This is a genomic window from Salmonella sp. SAL4457 (genome assembly GCF_046548235.1).
Lineage (GTDB): Bacteria > Pseudomonadota > Gammaproteobacteria > Enterobacterales > Enterobacteriaceae > Salmonella > Salmonella enterica.
The window spans coordinates 706370-723134 of record NZ_JBGDZO010000001.1 but is presented as its reverse complement, the minus strand read 5'-3'; the positions used below and the strand labels follow the sequence as shown (position 1 = coordinate 723134).

The window sequence follows — 16765 nt, the reverse complement described above, 5'->3', positions numbered from 1 at the left end:
AGCGAGTCTGATTTCTAACAAAACTGGCTAAACATAAGCGCTTTTTAATACTTGTCTAAATAGTTATGGTAACGATCTTTTATGTCGGCCGCCCGTTGCGCTTCCGCCTCGCCCATGCTGTTGGCCCGAGCGATATAATGTTCTAAACTCGGAATGGCACCTAATGCCTGAGGTAAGGCATTATATTCTGCTATTCGCTCTCTGACGGTTTTATATTTTTCATCAATATCATAATTATAGTACGCTGGCGCCTCAAAAAATCCCTCTTCCAGTCTCATACAGATATCTTCAAAGGACCCCTTAACCTCAACGGTATGTTCGCCATCCGATATCCTGACGATTGGCTCACGTCCAGCCATCAGCGAGAGTTGTTCGAATGTTAACATCCGACCATCAGAAAGCTCGACATCTATAATAAATTGTTCATCACGTACAGCATCTGCAAGGTGATTATGGATATTCCCTGCATTGGCACAGAACTCATCAACTTTAGGCGTAACATTGCAATAATGTTCAATTACTCGCGTAAATCCGTAGGCCAGTCCTGCGGTAAGCACATACAAGATGCCTTTCATGATTTTTGTTGATAATTTATTTTCATAATCTCCTGCAGCAACATGAGGTAGCTTATTTCCTGATAAAGCTCTGGCATAGGTAGAAACTGATGTATATGGCATATCCTGCTCCTTCAAATTTTGCTCAATAGCTTTATATGTCCTACTCCTCTCTCATTATGACGATATGTCAATCAACAAAATTGCTCAAAGGCATACATTTTCAGGAGAAAATGAGAATAACAGGCGCAACGGCCTGATCTTATGCTGCTTCAATATCGTCAGGTGGTTTATCGTTCGAGGTCATATCTATGACCATAAATCCCTGCAGGGATTAACCCTGATTAATTATTGCGCAACGCAATCACTGCGGATTTGTGCTGAAAGCTTATCTGGCTGAATCGTGACCACACCGCACCACATCTAACCGCACAAATAAACACGACATCCTCATTTTCTTCTTTCCGTATGTTTTGCGTCATTTAACAATTGCAGGTAGGATGCTCCGCCGGCGGTTTTATCCCTGTCACAGAATCAGGGAAAAGCGGCATTCGCCATTGCAGGCAATCGATTGGTGAGCGCCCGTCGCGGCATAAGGAATTTTTCTGTCAGGACAGGCTATAACAGGTAACGTAATGAAAACACAGACTACGCACGCCGCAGAACAACATGCGGCGAAACGACGCTGGCTGAACGCCCATGAAGAGGGGTATCACAAAGCGATGGGGAATCGTCAGGTTCAGATGATTGCTATCGGCGGCGCGATTGGCACCGGTTTATTTTTAGGTGCAGGCGCCCGATTGCAAATGGCCGGACCGGCACTGGCGCTGGTCTATCTGATATGCGGCATTTTTTCTTTTTTCATTTTACGCGCGCTGGGCGAACTGGTATTGCATCGCCCTTCCAGCGGGAGCTTCGTCTCCTACGCCCGTGAATTTTTGGGTGAAAAAGCGGCCTACGTCGCAGGCTGGATGTACTTTATTAACTGGGCGATGACCGGGATCGTCGATATCACCGCAGTGGCGTTATACATGCACTACTGGGGCGCATTTGGCGACGTTCCGCAATGGGTGTTTGCGCTCGGCGCGTTAACCATTGTCGGTACTATGAACATGATCGGCGTAAAATGGTTTGCCGAAATGGAGTTCTGGTTCGCGCTGATAAAAGTACTCGCCATTGTTATCTTCCTGGTGGTAGGCACGATTTTTCTCGGTACCGGTCAACCGCTTGAGGGTAATGCCACCGGTTTTCACCTGATTACAGATAATGGCGGCTTTTTCCCGCACGGCCTGTTGCCCGCGCTGGTACTGATTCAGGGCGTGGTGTTCGCTTTTGCGTCGATTGAACTGGTCGGTACCGCCGCTGGGGAGTGCAAAGATCCACAGACGATGGTGCCAAAAGCCATCAATAGCGTGATCTGGCGTATTGGTCTTTTCTATGTAGGATCGGTCGTATTGCTGGTTTTGCTGCTGCCGTGGAACGCCTATCAGGCGGGGCAAAGTCCGTTTGTCACCTTCTTTTCTAAACTTGGCGTGCCTTATATCGGCAGTATTATGAATATCGTGGTATTAACCGCCGCGCTTTCCAGCCTGAACTCCGGGCTTTACTGTACGGGGAGAATTTTACGTTCAATGTCGATGGGGGGTTCCGCGCCGAAATTCATGGCGAAAATGAGCCGTCAGCATGTGCCCTATGCGGGTATTCTGGCGACTCTGGTGGTTTACGTGGTCGGCGTGTTCCTGAATTACCTGGTCCCCTCCCGCGTGTTTGAGATCGTTCTTAATTTTGCCTCGCTCGGCATTATCGCATCGTGGGCGTTTATCATGGTGTGCCAGATGCGTTTACGCCAGGCGATAAAAGAAGGCAAAGCCGCAGACGTCAGTTTTAAACTGCCCGGCGCGCCTTTTACCTCCTGGCTAACGCTGCTGTTTTTATTAAGCGTGCTGGTTCTCATGGCGTTTGACTACCCGAATGGAACTTACACTATCGCCTCGTTGCCGCTGATCGCCATTCTGCTGGTTGCCGGCTGGTTTGGCGTGCGACGTCGCGTGGCGGAGATCCATCGCACTGCGCCAGTAACGGCGGATTCGACAGAGAATGTCGTATTGAAAGAAGAAGCAGCGACATAACATTCCCCTTCCCCGGCAGCCCCAGGCCTGCCGGGTTTAATGCGCGTTGCCGCCAACACCGCATCGCGCCCAATGCTTAGTCAGCCTTAATCAACTGCGCCACATCATTACTGTTAATTTCCCGCTGGTTGCCTTCCTGATCGGTATAACTGGTCATCCCCGTCTCTTTATCTAACTGCGGCTTACCCTGAGTTACGATCGTTTGCCCATTCTTCGTCGTCATCACATAGTTGGTTGTACAACCCGCAAGCATAAAAAACATCATGCCCAAACCTGAGCATATAAATAACTTTTTCATATTTTCCTCGTGAATATAATGAGTTAACTACAGCAAAAAGGCAGTGTAATTCTCACAGAATCATCAGGCTATCGGCGGGGTGTAACGAGGCGTATCGGTGCGTTTAAAGAGATGACTGGAGGGGTTTCCCCCTCCATACCCTATTTACAGAGCAATGCGAATAACATCATCCGGCTGCGTCGCTTCCTGTTCACGTGTCGATTTCTGCTTCACGCTGACGTAGAGCGTTTTACCGTCTGCCGATAGCGCCAGGCTATTCGGGTACGTCGGCGTATCGAACGTTTTAACAACGTTATAGGTCTTCGCATCGATCACGCTGACCTGACCTGCCTGACGATGTGTCACATACGCCTCGTTACGTGTCGGGTTAAACAGGACGGCCAAAGAAGCAGGCGCCGCGATTTTGGCAAGAATATTGCCATTACGGGTATCGACAACCAGAACCTCAGTCGCCTTCGAGTCGGTGATAAACGCGCGATGACCTGCGGTATCGAGACTCAGGTTAATAAAGAAGTGTTCTTTACCGTCATCCAGCAACTTCTTACGACTGAGAATTTTATTGCTGGCGGTATCGATAGTGATAAATTCGCCATCCGCATTGGTGGTGTACAGGCGTTGCGCTTTACTGTCGAGCGCCAGACCCGTACTCATTTTGCCGGTATTTTCGATCGTCGTTTTCAGTTTGATGGTTTCGCCATCCACTACCCAAATAGCACTCTCTTTACCAACACCGCTAATGTAGATCGTGTTGGTCGCCGCATCGGCAACCAGCTCACGGGGCTGTAACGGACGAACCTCTTCAGTACGTTTGCGCGCATCAAGTACCAGACGACCTTTTACATCACCCGTTTTGGCATCAATCGCGGTAACTGCGCTGTTAATGGTATTGCCAAACCACAGCGTTTGGGTCGCGGCATTGATGGTGGCGCCGAACGGCTTGAGATCGTTATGAATCGCTTGCGTGATTTCCAGCGTCACCGGGTCGAGACGATAAACTACGCCGCCTTTATCCAGTTTACGGCTTTGCGATGTAGCCAGCCAGAGCGCGTTTTCTTGCTGACTCCAGGCCATCTCATAAGCGCCTTTGCCTACCGCTTTACGCAGCATGTCTTCCGCCGCCAGCGTGCTAAATGAGGATGCGACGAGGAGCGAACCTAACAATAAAGAACCACGCAGGCGCGGCGAAAAAAGATGACGTAAGTGCATGACGACTCCCTTTGATAAAAACGTGTATAGCTGCTTCACACTACTTCGCTGCGCGGGATCTTCGTTCCGCACTTATTATAAGTTGAGAATAATAATCATTATTTATCAGAAAGTGGAGCTTTTCCTCGCCTGCGAATGTCATGGCTCTTAAATACCGCACATTTTCTTAACTTAATGTGCGATTAAAATTTCAAAACTTTACATATTGACTACCCTTAATGTCACGTTTTCCGTTGATACGCTTACATTTATCCGGCATTTTCATGAAAATTATTTCCGTTAGACAGCGACTTTATCCCGCCCTCTTATTGCCTCTGACCTTCTCCCCGGTCCTTCAGGCCGCCAGCGCGCCCAATGAACAAACCATGATAGTCACCGCAACGCCGCAAACCGTATCCGAGCTGGATACACCTGCCGCCGTTAGCGTCATTGAGGGAGAAGACATGCGTCTGGCGACGCCTCGCGTTAATTTATCTGAGTCTTTAACCAGCGTCCCGGGATTGCAGGTGCAGAACCGGCAGAACTACGCGCAGGATCTGCAAATCTCTATCCGTGGATTTGGCTCGCGTTCCGCCTTTGGCGTGCGCGGCATTCGTCTGTATGTTGATGGCATTCCCGCCACCATGCCGGATGGACAAGGCCAGATTTCGAATATTGATATTAACAGCATACAAGACGTTGAAGTGTTACGCGGCCCCTTCTCAGCGCTATACGGCAATGCTTCCGGCGGCGTAATAAATGTCACCACCGAAACCGGGAGACAACCGCCCACCCTTGAGGCCAGCAGCTACTACGGCAGTTATGGAAGCTGGCGCTATGGGCTAAAAGCCACGGGCGCGATGGGTGACGGCACACAGCCTGGCGACGTGGATTACACGGTATCAACTACCCGTTTCACCACCCACGGCTACCGCGATCACAGCGGCGCGCGAAAAAATCTGGCTAATGCCAAACTGGGCGTGCGCCTTGACGATGTCAGTAAACTTTCGCTGATTTTTAATAGTGTGGACATTAAGGCGGACGATCCCGGCGGACTTACCGAATCTGAATGGAAAGCCGATCCGCAACAGGCGCCGCGCGCTGAACAGTACAATACGCGTAAAACCATCAAACAAACTCAGGCAGGATTGCGTTATGAACGTCAGCTCAGCGCGCAGGATGATATCAGCGTGATGGCCTACGCCGGAGAGCGGGAAACCACGCAATACCAGTCTATTCCCCTGGTAGCACAGCTAAAACCGGCCCAGGCTGGCGGCGTAATTACACTGCAACGCCACTATCAGGGCATTGATTCCCGCTGGACTCACCGGGGAGAATTAGGTGTGCCGGTCACCTTCACTGGCGGAGTAAACTATGAAAACATGAGCGAAAACCGCAAGGGTTACAATAACTTCCGTCTCAACAACGGCACCCCTGAGTTTGGGCATAAAGGCGATTTACGGCGGGATGAGCGTAACCTGATGTGGAATGTCGATCCTTATCTGCAAACCCAGTGGCAGCTTACGCAAAAACTCTCGCTGGATGCTGGCGTGCGCTACAGTTCCGTGTGGTTCGATTCTAACGATCACTATATCGCGCCCGGCAATGGCGATGATAGCGGCGACGCCAGCTATCACCACTGGCTACCCGCCGGATCGCTAAAATATGCGTTAACTGACGCCTGGAATCTCTATCTTGCTGCCGGTCGCGGATTTGAAACTCCCACAATCAATGAGCTTTCTTATCGCGCTGACGGCCAAAGCGGGTTCAACTTTGACCTCAAACCGTCGACCAATGATACGGTGGAAGTCGGCAGTAAAACGCGGATTGGAAATGGCTTGTTGACCGCCGCGTTATTTCAAACCGATACCGATGATGAAATTGTCGTCGCCAGCAGTATGGGAGGACGCACTACCTACAAAAACGCGGGCAAAACACGCCGCCAGGGCGCAGAGCTCGCGTTGGACCAGCGCTTCGCCGGCGACTGGCGGGTGAAAGCATCATGGACCTGGCTGGATGCGACCTATCGCAGTAACGTTTGTCAGGGGCAAAACTGTGATGGAAACCGAATGCCCGGCATCGCCCGTAATATGGGATTCGCCTCATTAGGTTTTATCCCGGATGAGGGGTGGTACGCCGGAACAGACGTTCGGTATATGGGCGATATCATGGCCAATGATGAAAATACCGCCAAAGCGCCTTCGTATACCGTTGTTGGACTAAATACAGGGTATAAATTTAATTACAGTCAGCTTACCGTCGATATTTTTGGGCGGGTAGATAATCTATTTGATAAAGAATATATCGGTTCGGTGATCGTTAATGAATCTAATGGCCGATATTATGAGCCAGCGCCAGGACGTAACTATGGCGTGGGGATTAATCTGGCATGGCAATTTGAATAAATATCCGGCAAATATCCGGCAATAGCGGGGAATCCCCGCTATTGATAAGTCATAGTTTCATAAAGGTTACATGAAGTACTGATTTTTAATCGTCGCTACGTTTTGTTGCAAAACGTTCTGTAGGCAGTGGCGACTGGCTTCTTTATCACCAGTCACTAACGCATTAAGCAATTTTCTGTACAGATTAACGCCGTTTTGATAATCATCAAGTTTAAAATTATCATATAAAAAATGCAGGCTTGGCCCCAGGCGTACCCATAATTGCTCGATCATGGCATACAGGGTTGGCATATCCGCGTAGTGGTAGATCTCAAAGCGGAATGCGCGGTTGGCCAAAAGAATTTTCTCCATAACGCCACTTTCCAGCGCCTGTTGAAATTCATCTAATAGCGCATTCAGCGTCTGCTCATGATCCGGGGTAATCTTACCCGCAGCGGCGACCACCGCCATCTCCTCCAGGGCAGTACGAATCGTATTAATTTCCAGCAAACTTTCCAGCGAGATCTCCGGCACCATAAACGCCTGTGCTGGCGCCACCGCCAAAGCACTGGAAGAGACCAGCCTTAACAGGGCCTCACGCACTGGCGTAATACTGACGCCTAACTCTTGAGCGATATTTTTAGTGATAAGCCTTGCGCCTGGTTTTAATGCGCCAATAGACAATTGATGCTTTAACCGATTTTCAACCTGTGTGGTCAGGCTTATATGTTGTGTTTTTTCCGTACCCGGCATTTTCCTTCCTTCACCTCTTGGCAGAACAACATCGCAATCGAGTCCCGAAGAAGTTTCGGAACTTAATTGTAAAAAAGATAATCCAGGCCTGAACGGCCAAATAAATAAAAGTGATAATTTACTTGCGTGATATTCTCATCTTTTACAACAATACAGGTTTCTTTATGGCAACCGTTTTATCTCCGTCATTCCTTCATGTATCGAGATTTTTGACCGGTTCAGGCCGCTGAGGGAGATAAGCTGCCCCACCGCGATCTGAATGATGAATATAAGTAAAGCCGCAATTTTAAAATTTGCACATTTTTATGGCGACATAATGCCGCCATTTTTTCTTTACGCATCGTCCGCTAAACGTATCACGACTTTGCCAAAGTTCTTCCCCGCCAGCAGCCCCATAAACGCTTCTGGCGCATTTTCCAGCCCATCAGTAATCTGCTCCCGGTAATGTATTTTCCCTTCTTTGATCCAACGCCCCATTTCTTGCTGAAACTCATGTATCCGGTGACCATAGTCCTGGTTGATGATAAAACCTTGCAGACGAATACGCTTTTTAAGTAATGTCGCCATCAGCAGAGGCAGTCTGTCTGGACCGTCCGGCAACGCTGTCGCATTGTAGCCGCTGACCAGACCGCAGAGCGGAATCCGCGCCGACGTATTCAGTAGCGGTAAGACGGCGTCAAAGACTTTACCGCCGACATTCTCATAATAGATATCGATACCCTGCGGGCAGGCCTGCGCAAGCTGTTGTGGGAAATTATCAGCGTGATGATCAAGGCACAGATCAAATCCCAAAACGTCTGTCGCATGACGGCATTTTTCCGCGCCGCCAGCAATACCCACGACCCGGCAGCCCTTCAGCTTGCCAATTTGCCCAACCGTTGCGCCTACGGGGCCGGTGGCGGCGGCGACAACCAGCGTTTCGCCCTCTTTCGGTTGGCCGATATCCAGTAACCCCATATAGGCGGTAAACCCCGGCATTCCTAAAATACCCAGCGACCAGGAAGGATGTTGCGGATTATCACCCAGCTTTACCAACCCTTCGCCATCTGAAATGTCATAATCCTGCCAGCCATTGTAACTCAACACCCATTCGTCTGGTCGGTAATCAGGATGGTTTGACGCGACAACGCGACTGACCGTACCGCCAACCATAACGCAGCCAGGTTCAACAGGCGGCGCATAAGAGGGTTCATCGCTCATACGGCCACGCATATAAGGGTCGAGTGATAAAAAAACGGTACGCAATAGCACCTGCCCTTCACCGGGCGTCGCGACGTCATCTTCTTCGAGGCGGAAGTTATCCATCTGCGGCGCGCCGTGGGGACGCGAGGCCAAAACCCAACGACGATTTCGGTTGGTCTGTTGCTTCATTCTATTCTCCTCATGCCTGGCATAATCCATCAATAATAGTCGAACATTAGCTTTCTGAGGGAGTTAAACACTCTCAGATATCAGGCTGTGCGCTTTTATGAACGACTTTCTTTCCCCTCTCGCTAAATATGAATTCTTGCGCTAATTCGTTGATTTATGCCGCCTTCAATAGTATTTCTAACACTATCGTAAACATTCCCTGGGGTTCCCTATGACGATTCGCTTTGCCGATAAAGCAGACTGCGCCGCGATTACCGAAATCTATAACCATGCGGTATTACATACTGCGGCCATCTGGAACGATCGGACGGTCGATACGGATAATCGCCTTGCCTGGTATGAGGCCCGTCAATTACTGGGCTATCCGGTGCTGGTAAGCGAAGAAAATGGCGTGGTGACTGGCTATGCATCATTTGGCGACTGGCGCAGTTTCGACGGTTTTCGCTATACCGTCGAGCACTCGGTTTATGTTCATCCGGCGCACCAGGGGAAAGGACTGGGGCGAAAACTGCTCAGCAGACTGATCGATGAAGCCCGACGCTGCGGCAAGCATGTGATGGTGGCCGGTATTGAGTCACAGAATGCCGCCTCGATACGCCTGCATCATTCGCTGGGATTTACCGTCACCGCGCAAATGCCGCAGGTCGGCGTAAAATTTGGCCGTTGGTTAGATCTTACGTTTATGCAGCTCCAGCTTGATGAACACGCCGCGCCGGACGCCTGCTGATGAACCAGTCGCTGACGCTTATCTTTTTGATCGCCGCCGGCGTCGGGCTGGTGGTACAAAACAGTATTATGGTGCGTATTACGCAGACATCATCGACGATTCTGATCGCTATGCTGTTGAACTCGCTGGTAGGGATCGTTTTATTTGTGACGATATTGTGGTTTAAGCAAGGCGCTACGGGCTTCGGCGAGCTGGTCGCCAGCGTTCGCTGGTGGACTTTGATCCCCGGTCTGCTGGGGTCATTTTTTGTATTTGCCAGCATTAGCGGGTATCAGAACGTTGGCGCCGCGACGACTATCGCGGTACTGGTCGCCAGCCAGTTAATCGGCGGACTGGCGCTGGATATCGCGCGTAGCCACGGCGTCACGTTACGCGCAATGGTCGGGCCGGCGTTTGGCGCGCTGTTGCTGGTCATTGGCGCATGGCTGATTGCGAAGCGCCAGTTTTAATGGGTTACAGGATCGTGCCGCCTTTGGTGAGCTGCTCGCGGCGCGCGTCCCGATCTTCTTGATATTGCCTGCCGTGATGCGCGATAGCCGTGCGTAAACGCTGCTGCTGCACATAACGATCTTCGCGACGTAATTCAGCGTCATCGCTCAAGGCAATCAGCAATTCATTCATATGGGCAATTACGCTCTCCGCGATGGCGGCATCCACGCGGGCGCTCACTTCCTCCAGGTGCGACATAAGCTCTCCTACTCTTTATTCTGTAATAGCATGATTCGCCTATTATACGCGTTATTGTCGCCCGATGCGGTCATTCGCCGCCGCCACTCTGATTTAACTTACGTCAAGTGAAAATACGGGGCTTAATAGACCGAGAATTCGCGCCTTTTTGCCTTTCTTCCACCGTTTGCTTGCGTATAGACCCCGTAAAGTAGACGCGTGAAGAAGTCTAAGGGATAACAACGTGGCAAAATCTCTCTTGCGCAGCGGCAATCTGGATGATTATCAGGCCGTGGGCGGCGGCGGTCAGGCCGTATTTGAATCAGCATTGCAAATTCGCGAAACGCTTCGTCTGCGTAAACAGCAGGCGATGGTTGACTGTCTGGCGATTCCGCAACTTAACGATAATGGCGATCGGGTTGACTGGTATTCGCCGATTGAAGGTCAGGCGATAGCGTGGAAAGCGGCTGACGAAGAGACACGTTCTCGGGCTTTACGTTATTTAGCCAGCACTTTTGAAAGCGCGGCTGCACTCAGTCGCAAAAGTCTGCAATCCGGTAAAACAGCGCTCCAGCTATTTGGGTCGCTACTTGAGAAAGCGACGCAATTTCCCGGCGAAAATCATGTTTTCCTGGTTAACGGCAAACCGGTTATCACCTTCTGGGGATTCGTTAATCTCAACGAAAATACACGCGATGATGTGCTGGACTGCCTGCGGGTAACCGAGGCAATCCCCGACATCCCTCTGGTCGAGCCGGAGCCCGAAGAAAAGCCGCTGGTAGAGGCGGCGTTTAGTCAGGCGGATGAACCTTTGTTAACGTCTGTCATTGAGCCGCCGAAAATGCCGGAGGAACCTGTTGCGCCGCCCGTTATCGTTAGCGAGCCGAAGTCGGCCACTCCCATCCCGGTCGCTGAGGCGAAAAGAGCTCGCCGTCTACCGCTGTGGAGCTTACCTGTCGCTGCCGTGGTTATCGCCGCCGTCGCCACGCCTTTTTTCTGGCCATCTTCATCCGTTGACGGGGCCTCTCCTGTTCGCGCCGCGCCTGTCGCTACCGCGAAAACTGACGTTACCCCCTTGCCTGAACTCACCGCGCATTTGCCGCTGCATCGCGCTGAGGTGACGCCCGCCCCCAAAGCGGCGCCGTTGCCGGAAGCGCCTGTTATCATTGCCGCTATCCCCAAAGACGCGCTGGTGATGGACAATACGCAGATGAAGCTTGGAACCACGCGCTTTTTAAACGGTAGCTGGCGCGTCAGTGTGGATGTCAAAGATCCGATTACCGGCAAGCCGCCCTCTCTGCGTTATCAGATCCAAAATAACAAAGGCATCGCGCGCGTAGTACATGGCGATAACGTGGTTTGTCGGGCGGAAATTTTCTCTGGTCTGCATCAAACGGGCGAGCTGATGATTAAAAGTCGCGGCAATGCGCGCTGCACCGACGGTTCACGTTATCCGATGCCGGAAATTACCTGTAAAGCAGGCGTCAATGACGTCGCAACCTGTACCGCCCGTTATGGCGACCACGCGGCAATTCCGTTGACGTTTAAAAAGATAGGTGCCTGATTTTATGTTGGTCAATCTGTGTGATTACAAACAGAGCGTCACGCTCATTGCAAACAGCGGCGTCCAGTTTCTTGATTTTGGCTTAACGCCGCAAGAGTCGGCCCACTACGGACGTTTTGTGCGCAAAACGGCAAACGGCCCGCTACTGCGCCTCGATTTTGATCTGACCAGCGGGCGCTACACGTTGCCAGGACGTGCTGGCGGCCAACCCGAAGTCGTGAAACCGGAAAGCACTCAGACGCTGCACTATTCTCTGGATGTACTCGACGGGATCTGGCTTCCCCTGCCGTTCCTGCGTTTTAATCCGCCGCGTACCTTTATTGACGGGCCGGATAACTGGGCGCGCATTCAGGTACGTAAACTCAGCGAGCCAGATAGCGCCGGAAACACACACCGCATCACCCTCGCCTTCGACAGTCAGCTGGCAAAAAATATGCCTGCGGCGTTGGCGCCTTGCGAAAACGATCTGCTCAATGGCACACGTTTTGCGCTCGCCTGGCGCGATGAAGAAGTTGCCGATTTTCTTGACCAGACATGGATTGACGGCTGGCTGCGCGAGTCGTTTCTTCAGTATGCCTCACAGGTGGAAAACCGTTCGGAACAGGCCATTCAGCAAGCGCTGCGTAGTTTTGAGTATCAGGCGCACTGGTTGAATTTACTGACGCTGTTAGGCGAACAGCTTACGGTGCCGGAAGTGAAGTTTGTGACACATACGTTAAGCACGCCCGCAATCCCGGTCGATCTGATTCTGGATGTCGGCAATACGCATACCTGCGGCGTCTTGATCGAGGATCATGGCGATGCAAATGACGGGTTACGCCAGACGGCAGAGCTTCAGGTGCGTTCTTTAAGCGAGCCGCAGTATCTGAACGATCCTTTATTTACCAGCCGGGTGGAATTCTCGGAAGCACGCTTTGGCAAGCAACACTTTTCTGTCGAAAGCGGACGAGACGACGCCTTTGTCTGGCCTTCCATTGTGCGTGTGGGCGACGAGGCTCGCGCCCTTGCTATGCAGCGTGTGGGCACCGAAGGCAGCAGCGGCATCTCCAGCCCGCGTCGCTACCTGTGGGATGAAACCCCCGCCTTGCAGGACTGGCGTTTTAGCCAGATCCACGGTAAAACGCAGCGCGAACCGCTTGCCACCGCGTTTCCGCTGATGAATCTGATGAACGATGACGGACAGCCGTTATTCCGCCTGCCGCATGAAGAAAGGCTACCGGTTTTTTCGCCGCAATACAGCCGTAGCACCTTGATGACGCATATGTTGTGCGAAATTCTGGCTCAGGCGCTGGGGCAAATTAACAGCGTCGCCACCCGGCTGCGGCTCGGCTTTCCCGCCTCGCCGCGCCAGCTACGCACCCTGATTTTAACGCTGCCTTCCGCCATGCCGAAACAGGAGCGAGAAATTTTCCGCCAGCGAATGTTTGAAGCACTGGCGCTGGTCTGGAAAGCCATGGGCTGGCATCCGCAGGATGAGGATTTCACCACGCCTAAGCAGCGTGAAAAAAGCGTGGTGCCGGTACCAGAAATACAGATGGAATGGGACGAAGCAAGTTGCGGCCAACTGGTATGGCTTTATAACGAAGCCATTTCGCATTACGCCGGGCGTACCGAATCCTTTTTTAATGCGCTCGCCAGACCGGATCGCCAACCTGAACCCGGCGTCGTCCCCGGGCGCGCGTTGCGCGTGGCATCGATTGATATCGGCGGCGGCACGACGGATATGGCGATCGTTCACTATCAGTTAGATGACGGCGTGGGGGCCAATGTAAAAATTACGCCTCATCTCCTGTTTCGCGAAGGTTTTAAAGTCGCCGGGGACGATCTGCTATTGGATATCATTCAGCGCTGTGTACTCCCTTCCCTGCAAACGGCGTTGCAACGGGCAGGCGTTACGGATGCCGCCGCCCTGCTGGCGACCTTATTTGGCGATTCGGGACGAATTGATACTCAGGCCATTTTGCGCCAGCAAACGGCGCTGCAATTATTTATGCCGCTGGGCCATGCGGTACTTTCCGCCTGGGAGCAAAGCGACATTAACGATCCGTTTGCCGGTTTACATGCGACATTTGGCGATCTGCTGATCCGCCGCCCAACAAGCAACGTGATGAACTATATCCAGCAGGCGATCGATCATGCCTTACCGTCTGGTTCGCCGACATTTGATATATTCAATGTGCCGTTGCAAATCCAGTTTAGCCAGCTTCAGGAGGCTCTGCTGGCCGGTCAGTTTACGCTGACAACGCCGCTTCATGCGGTTTGCGAAGCGATCTCCCACTATCACTGCGATATCTTGCTGGTGACGGGGAGACCGACCTGTTTACCCGGCGTACAGGCGCTCATCCGGCACTTACAACCGGTGCCGGTTAATCGCATTGTGTGGATGGATAAGTATCAGGTACATGAATGGTATCCCTTCAGTCAGCAAGGGCGTATCGGCAATCCAAAATCCACTGCTGCGGTGGGCGCGATGTTATGCAGCCTGGCGCTGGACTTACGTCTACCGCGTTTCAATTTTAAAGCGGCTGATATCGGCGCGTATTCGACTGTGCGTTATCTCGGCGTACTGGATAATACCGTTAATACCCTTCGCGATGAAAATATCTGGTATCACGAGATCGATTTGGATAAACCCGGCGCAACGCTGGACGCACGCCTGCATTTTCCGCTACGCGGCAACGTGACGTTGGGCTTCCGTCAACTGGCGAACAGTCGCTGGCCTGCAACCCCACTCTATTGCCTGAGCATTAATTCCGCCGAACTGGCGAAAACCATCGCTGGCGACGGCGTACTGAATGTCCGACTGAAATTACGCGGCAGTAGCAAAGATAGCGCCCCGGAATCGTTCACACTAAGTGATGCCTGGCTCCAGGACGGGACGCCGGTCGCCGCCGATGCGCTGACATTAAAATTGAATACGCTGGCTGACCGTCGCCACAGCGGCAGCCACTACTGGATAGATAGTGGGAGTGTATACCTGAAATGACAAAACCGTTAAACACCACCCAGGCTGTTATCGAGTGGGTTAACAACACGCGCCGTTACGCAACGCGACTGGATGACGAAGCCGACGCTCTGCTGGCGCAACTTACGCTTGCCGCGGCGGATGAGTCAGCGCTCAACGCCGCCTGCGCATCACATGGCTGCGTTGGTCTGTACGGGTATGCGCAATCCGCAAAAGCGCATCTGTTAACGACGCTATGCGGTAACGAGAATGGCAAGCTGGAAATTATCACGCCGGACCGTGACTATGATTATTTCAGCCACATCAATCCGGGTCATGCGCCAGCGAATATGGCTATTCGCTTTACGCGCGACATTTTTTCAAACGAGAGCGGCTGGCCGTTGCGCCTGCGCTTGATCAGTGAAGCCGAACTGGTGCAGATCTTTATTGCCTGGACCAGCTCGTCCCCCGTTTGTCGCCAGGTCGAAAAATCCATTATCACATCACGCCTGGAGAAATGGCAATCGCTTCGCCAACCGCAGCCCGTCCCCGGCGTTACCGCTGAAGAGGTAGCGACCATCGCGAGTTTCTGGCGCTCTTGCCTGCCGTCCGCCAGACAACATATTGATGATGCGACATGGCAACACTTTGCCTCGCTCTTGCCTGCGCTGGATCTCACGACACGGGCGCACGCCTGGGCATTACTGTGGGGAGAGCAACCGGAGATCACCCAGCAATGGCTGGCGCTGGCGCATATGTTGCAACAAACCGGCCATGCCGGGGAACTGGCGGCGCCGCTCAGCCTGCTGGTCGATCATTTTGGCTTACCGGCGGAAAACTTCCTGACGCAAATGGCGCTAACCGCCAGCGATACGCAAAGCGATGTGGTGGTGCATCCGGTTAAGGAAGGCCGACTGCTCAATGCGGTCAGCCTTTCGCTTGATTCTCTGGCGCTGCTTACCCGCGAACTGGTGCTAACCGTTGAAAACAGCGTACTGGATAACGTTGATTTACTGGATATTCCGGTCGCGCCAGACAGTCATCCTCATCCGTTATGGCGGGCCAAATTAGGCTGGATGCTGGCCCATTACCGTCAGCAGGTACAGCCCGATGTTCTGGTGATTTGCAATGCTCTGGCATCTCGCTCGCAAACGTCCACCGCCGCCCGTCACTTACTGGAGTGGGTTAACGCCACGCAGCCGCAGCATGAATCAGCGTTACCCGGCGTCGTCTGGGCTATTACTCCACAGGATGCCCGTTTTGCCACCCAGCAAAATCTGGATGAAGCCGTCCAGCAGTTGATGGGTAAACCTGGCGTGCATTGGGGAACGTTGCAGGCGCTGGATAAACACAGTATGCAGCGTTTGGTGGAGTGGTTATCGCAGGCGACATCGGCACCGCAGCGACAGGCGCGCTTACAGGCGTTACGCGCACAACTGCGAGGCCGCGTGCGCGATCTGTTACCGATGTTTGATGACGCGCGGCTACCGGTTGAAACCGTGATCCGGCGTCTTCAGGCCCAGGCCGCCAGACATGGCGACCTGCTGGCCGGGCTGTTACCGCCAGTACAGAATTTCGAAGCGTTGCTGCGCACCCGACAGTCGCGAGAAGAACAGGTCAGCGGTTTATTTAATGACGCGATCGATCTCTTTGCCGACGAACCAACGCGCGCTTCAGCGTCAGAAGGTCACGAAACAGGCTACCAGGCGCACAAAATGTGGATCAATCATCTGCGCCAGTGGGCCCACTGCCGGGATAATGCGCAGCGTCTGGGACTGGAACCGCAGATGCTCAACGCCGTGGCGGAGATTTTAATTACCGCCAGCTATCGCCTCGGTTTACCTCAGCAGTTACAGAAAACCATGCAGCGCGAGGAGGTGAGCGGCGCGCAGCTTCATGCCATCATTGGTAACTTCATCGCCTGGCTCGGCTACGCCAATATCGAGGAGGCCCAACGCCCGGCCAGCCGCGTTCAGAAAGGCGCAGCCATTTTCGCCGCAACGCCGCGTTCGACAATGTTACGTCTAACAAAGCTTGACGAACAGCCCGTTCACGCCGCCAGCCGCTATGTCTATGACTGGCTTGTTGCGCTGTATACCCTGGCCAATGAGAACGCAGGTTATCGACATCCGCAGGACGTTACCGACGTAGACAGAGAGCAATTAATTGCCCTGATAGCCTGACCTGGCG

At 52.6% G+C, this 16765-nt stretch carries 13 protein-coding genes; 7 read left to right on the top strand and 6 right to left on the bottom strand.

Going from position 1 to position 16765, the window contains the following annotated elements:
• Window positions 1-44: 44 nt before the first annotated feature.
• Window positions 45-677, bottom strand: a complete 633-nt coding sequence (gene steA / locus ACLJNW_RS03765; RefSeq protein ID WP_001147141.1) for a type III secretion system effector SteA — start codon at window positions 675-677, stop codon at window positions 45-47.
• Window positions 678-1189: 512 nt separating this feature from the next.
• Between steA and ansP the strand changes: the two genes are divergently transcribed.
• Window positions 1190-2683: an L-asparagine permease gene (gene ansP, locus ACLJNW_RS03760; RefSeq protein WP_000857110.1), complete on the top strand. Its 1494-nt coding sequence runs from the start codon at window positions 1190-1192 to the stop codon at window positions 2681-2683.
• 76 nt (window positions 2684-2759) lie between these two features.
• On the opposite strand, the gene ACLJNW_RS03755 is transcribed toward ansP, so the two are convergent.
• Together ACLJNW_RS03755 and ACLJNW_RS03750 are read right to left on the bottom strand one after the other, a co-directional pair.
• Window positions 2760-2981 (bottom strand): YgdI/YgdR family lipoprotein, encoded by a 222-nt coding sequence (locus tag ACLJNW_RS03755; RefSeq protein WP_000732362.1) that lies wholly within the window; start codon window positions 2979-2981, stop codon window positions 2760-2762.
• Window positions 2982-3125: 144 nt separating this feature from the next.
• Window positions 3126-4187 (bottom strand): YncE family protein, encoded by a 1062-nt coding sequence (locus ACLJNW_RS03750; RefSeq protein WP_000550636.1) that lies wholly within the window; start codon window positions 4185-4187, stop codon window positions 3126-3128.
• A gap of 263 nt (window positions 4188-4450) precedes the next feature.
• On the opposite strand from ACLJNW_RS03750, the gene pqqU reads away from it, so the two are divergent.
• Window positions 4451-6571, top strand: a complete 2121-nt coding sequence (pqqU, locus tag ACLJNW_RS03745) for a TonB-dependent receptor PqqU (RefSeq protein ID WP_000692037.1) — start codon at window positions 4451-4453, stop codon at window positions 6569-6571.
• A 66-nt stretch (window positions 6572-6637) separates the two neighbouring features.
• Here pqqU and mcbR read toward each other — a convergent pair whose 3' ends face one another.
• Together mcbR and ACLJNW_RS03735 are read right to left on the bottom strand one after the other, a co-directional pair.
• Complete coding sequence (gene mcbR, locus ACLJNW_RS03740) at window positions 6638-7303, bottom strand: colanic acid/biofilm transcriptional regulator McbR (RefSeq protein ID WP_023203898.1); 666 nt, start codon at window positions 7301-7303, stop codon at window positions 6638-6640.
• Between the two features lie 333 nt (window positions 7304-7636).
• The gene (locus tag ACLJNW_RS03735; RefSeq protein WP_001517827.1) at window positions 7637-8674 is read right to left on the bottom strand and encodes an NADP-dependent oxidoreductase; all 1038 of its coding nucleotides are present in this window, start codon (window positions 8672-8674) and stop codon (window positions 7637-7639) included.
• Between the two features lie 211 nt (window positions 8675-8885).
• Here ACLJNW_RS03735 and mddA point away from each other — a divergent pair, with 211 nt between their 5' ends.
• Together mddA and ACLJNW_RS03725 are read left to right on the top strand one after the other, a co-directional pair.
• A complete protein-coding gene (gene mddA, locus ACLJNW_RS03730; RefSeq protein ID WP_000155373.1) occupies window positions 8886-9401 on the top strand; it encodes an L-methionine sulfoximine/L-methionine sulfone acetyltransferase in 516 nt (171 codons plus the stop codon).
• Entirely contained in the window at window positions 9401-9850 is a 450-nt protein-coding gene (locus tag ACLJNW_RS03725; RefSeq protein WP_001076571.1) for a DMT family transporter, read from the top strand. Before mddA ends, ACLJNW_RS03725 begins: the two co-directional genes overlap by 1 nt.
• A 4-nt stretch (window positions 9851-9854) precedes the next feature.
• Here ACLJNW_RS03725 and ACLJNW_RS03720 read toward each other — a convergent pair whose 3' ends face one another.
• Entirely contained in the window at window positions 9855-10088 is a 234-nt protein-coding gene (locus ACLJNW_RS03720; protein ID WP_000018720.1) for a YdcY family protein, read from the bottom strand.
• Window positions 10089-10311: 223 nt separating this feature from the next.
• On the opposite strand from ACLJNW_RS03720, the gene srfA reads away from it, so the two are divergent.
• Genes srfA through srfC form a run of 3 tightly spaced genes read left to right on the top strand, consistent with a single transcriptional unit; the run spans window position 10312 to window position 16758 of the window.
• Window positions 10312-11631, top strand: a complete 1320-nt coding sequence (gene srfA, locus ACLJNW_RS03715; protein ID WP_001129953.1) for a virulence-associated effector SrfA — start codon at window positions 10312-10314, stop codon at window positions 11629-11631.
• A gap of 4 nt (window positions 11632-11635) precedes the next feature.
• Window positions 11636-14617, top strand: coding sequence for a virulence factor SrfB (locus ACLJNW_RS03710; RefSeq protein ID WP_024154602.1), 2982 nt, complete (start codon window positions 11636-11638; stop codon window positions 14615-14617).
• Complete coding sequence (gene srfC / locus ACLJNW_RS03705) at window positions 14614-16758, top strand: virulence-associated effector SrfC (protein ID WP_024154603.1); 2145 nt, start codon at window positions 14614-14616, stop codon at window positions 16756-16758. Before ACLJNW_RS03710 ends, srfC begins: the two co-directional genes overlap by 4 nt.
• Window positions 16759-16765 lie beyond the last annotated feature (7 nt).

What these genes read in the sequence shown, in the direction of transcription:
- steA (WP_001147141.1), bottom strand. Translation starts at nt 677, where the DNA reads ATGCCATATACATCAGTTTCTACCTATGCCAGAGCTTTATCAGGAAAT.
- ansP (WP_000857110.1), top strand. Translation starts at nt 1,190, where the DNA reads ATGAAAACACAGACTACGCACGCCGCAGAACAACATGCGGCGAAACGA.
- ACLJNW_RS03755 (WP_000732362.1), bottom strand. Translation starts at nt 2,981, where the DNA reads ATGAAAAAGTTATTTATATGCTCAGGTTTGGGCATGATGTTTTTTATG.
- ACLJNW_RS03750 (WP_000550636.1), bottom strand. Translation starts at nt 4,187, where the DNA reads ATGCACTTACGTCATCTTTTTTCGCCGCGCCTGCGTGGTTCTTTATTG.
- pqqU (WP_000692037.1), top strand. Translation starts at nt 4,451, where the DNA reads ATGAAAATTATTTCCGTTAGACAGCGACTTTATCCCGCCCTCTTATTG.
- mcbR (WP_023203898.1), bottom strand. Translation starts at nt 7,303, where the DNA reads ATGCCGGGTACGGAAAAAACACAACATATAAGCCTGACCACACAGGTT.
- ACLJNW_RS03735 (WP_001517827.1), bottom strand. Translation starts at nt 8,674, where the DNA reads ATGAAGCAACAGACCAACCGAAATCGTCGTTGGGTTTTGGCCTCGCGT.
- mddA (WP_000155373.1), top strand. Translation starts at nt 8,886, where the DNA reads ATGACGATTCGCTTTGCCGATAAAGCAGACTGCGCCGCGATTACCGAA.
- ACLJNW_RS03725 (WP_001076571.1), top strand. Translation starts at nt 9,401, where the DNA reads ATGAACCAGTCGCTGACGCTTATCTTTTTGATCGCCGCCGGCGTCGGG.
- ACLJNW_RS03720 (WP_000018720.1), bottom strand. Translation starts at nt 10,088, where the DNA reads ATGTCGCACCTGGAGGAAGTGAGCGCCCGCGTGGATGCCGCCATCGCG.
- ACLJNW_RS03710 (WP_024154602.1), top strand. Translation starts at nt 11,636, where the DNA reads ATGTTGGTCAATCTGTGTGATTACAAACAGAGCGTCACGCTCATTGCA.
- srfC (WP_024154603.1), top strand. Translation starts at nt 14,614, where the DNA reads ATGACAAAACCGTTAAACACCACCCAGGCTGTTATCGAGTGGGTTAAC.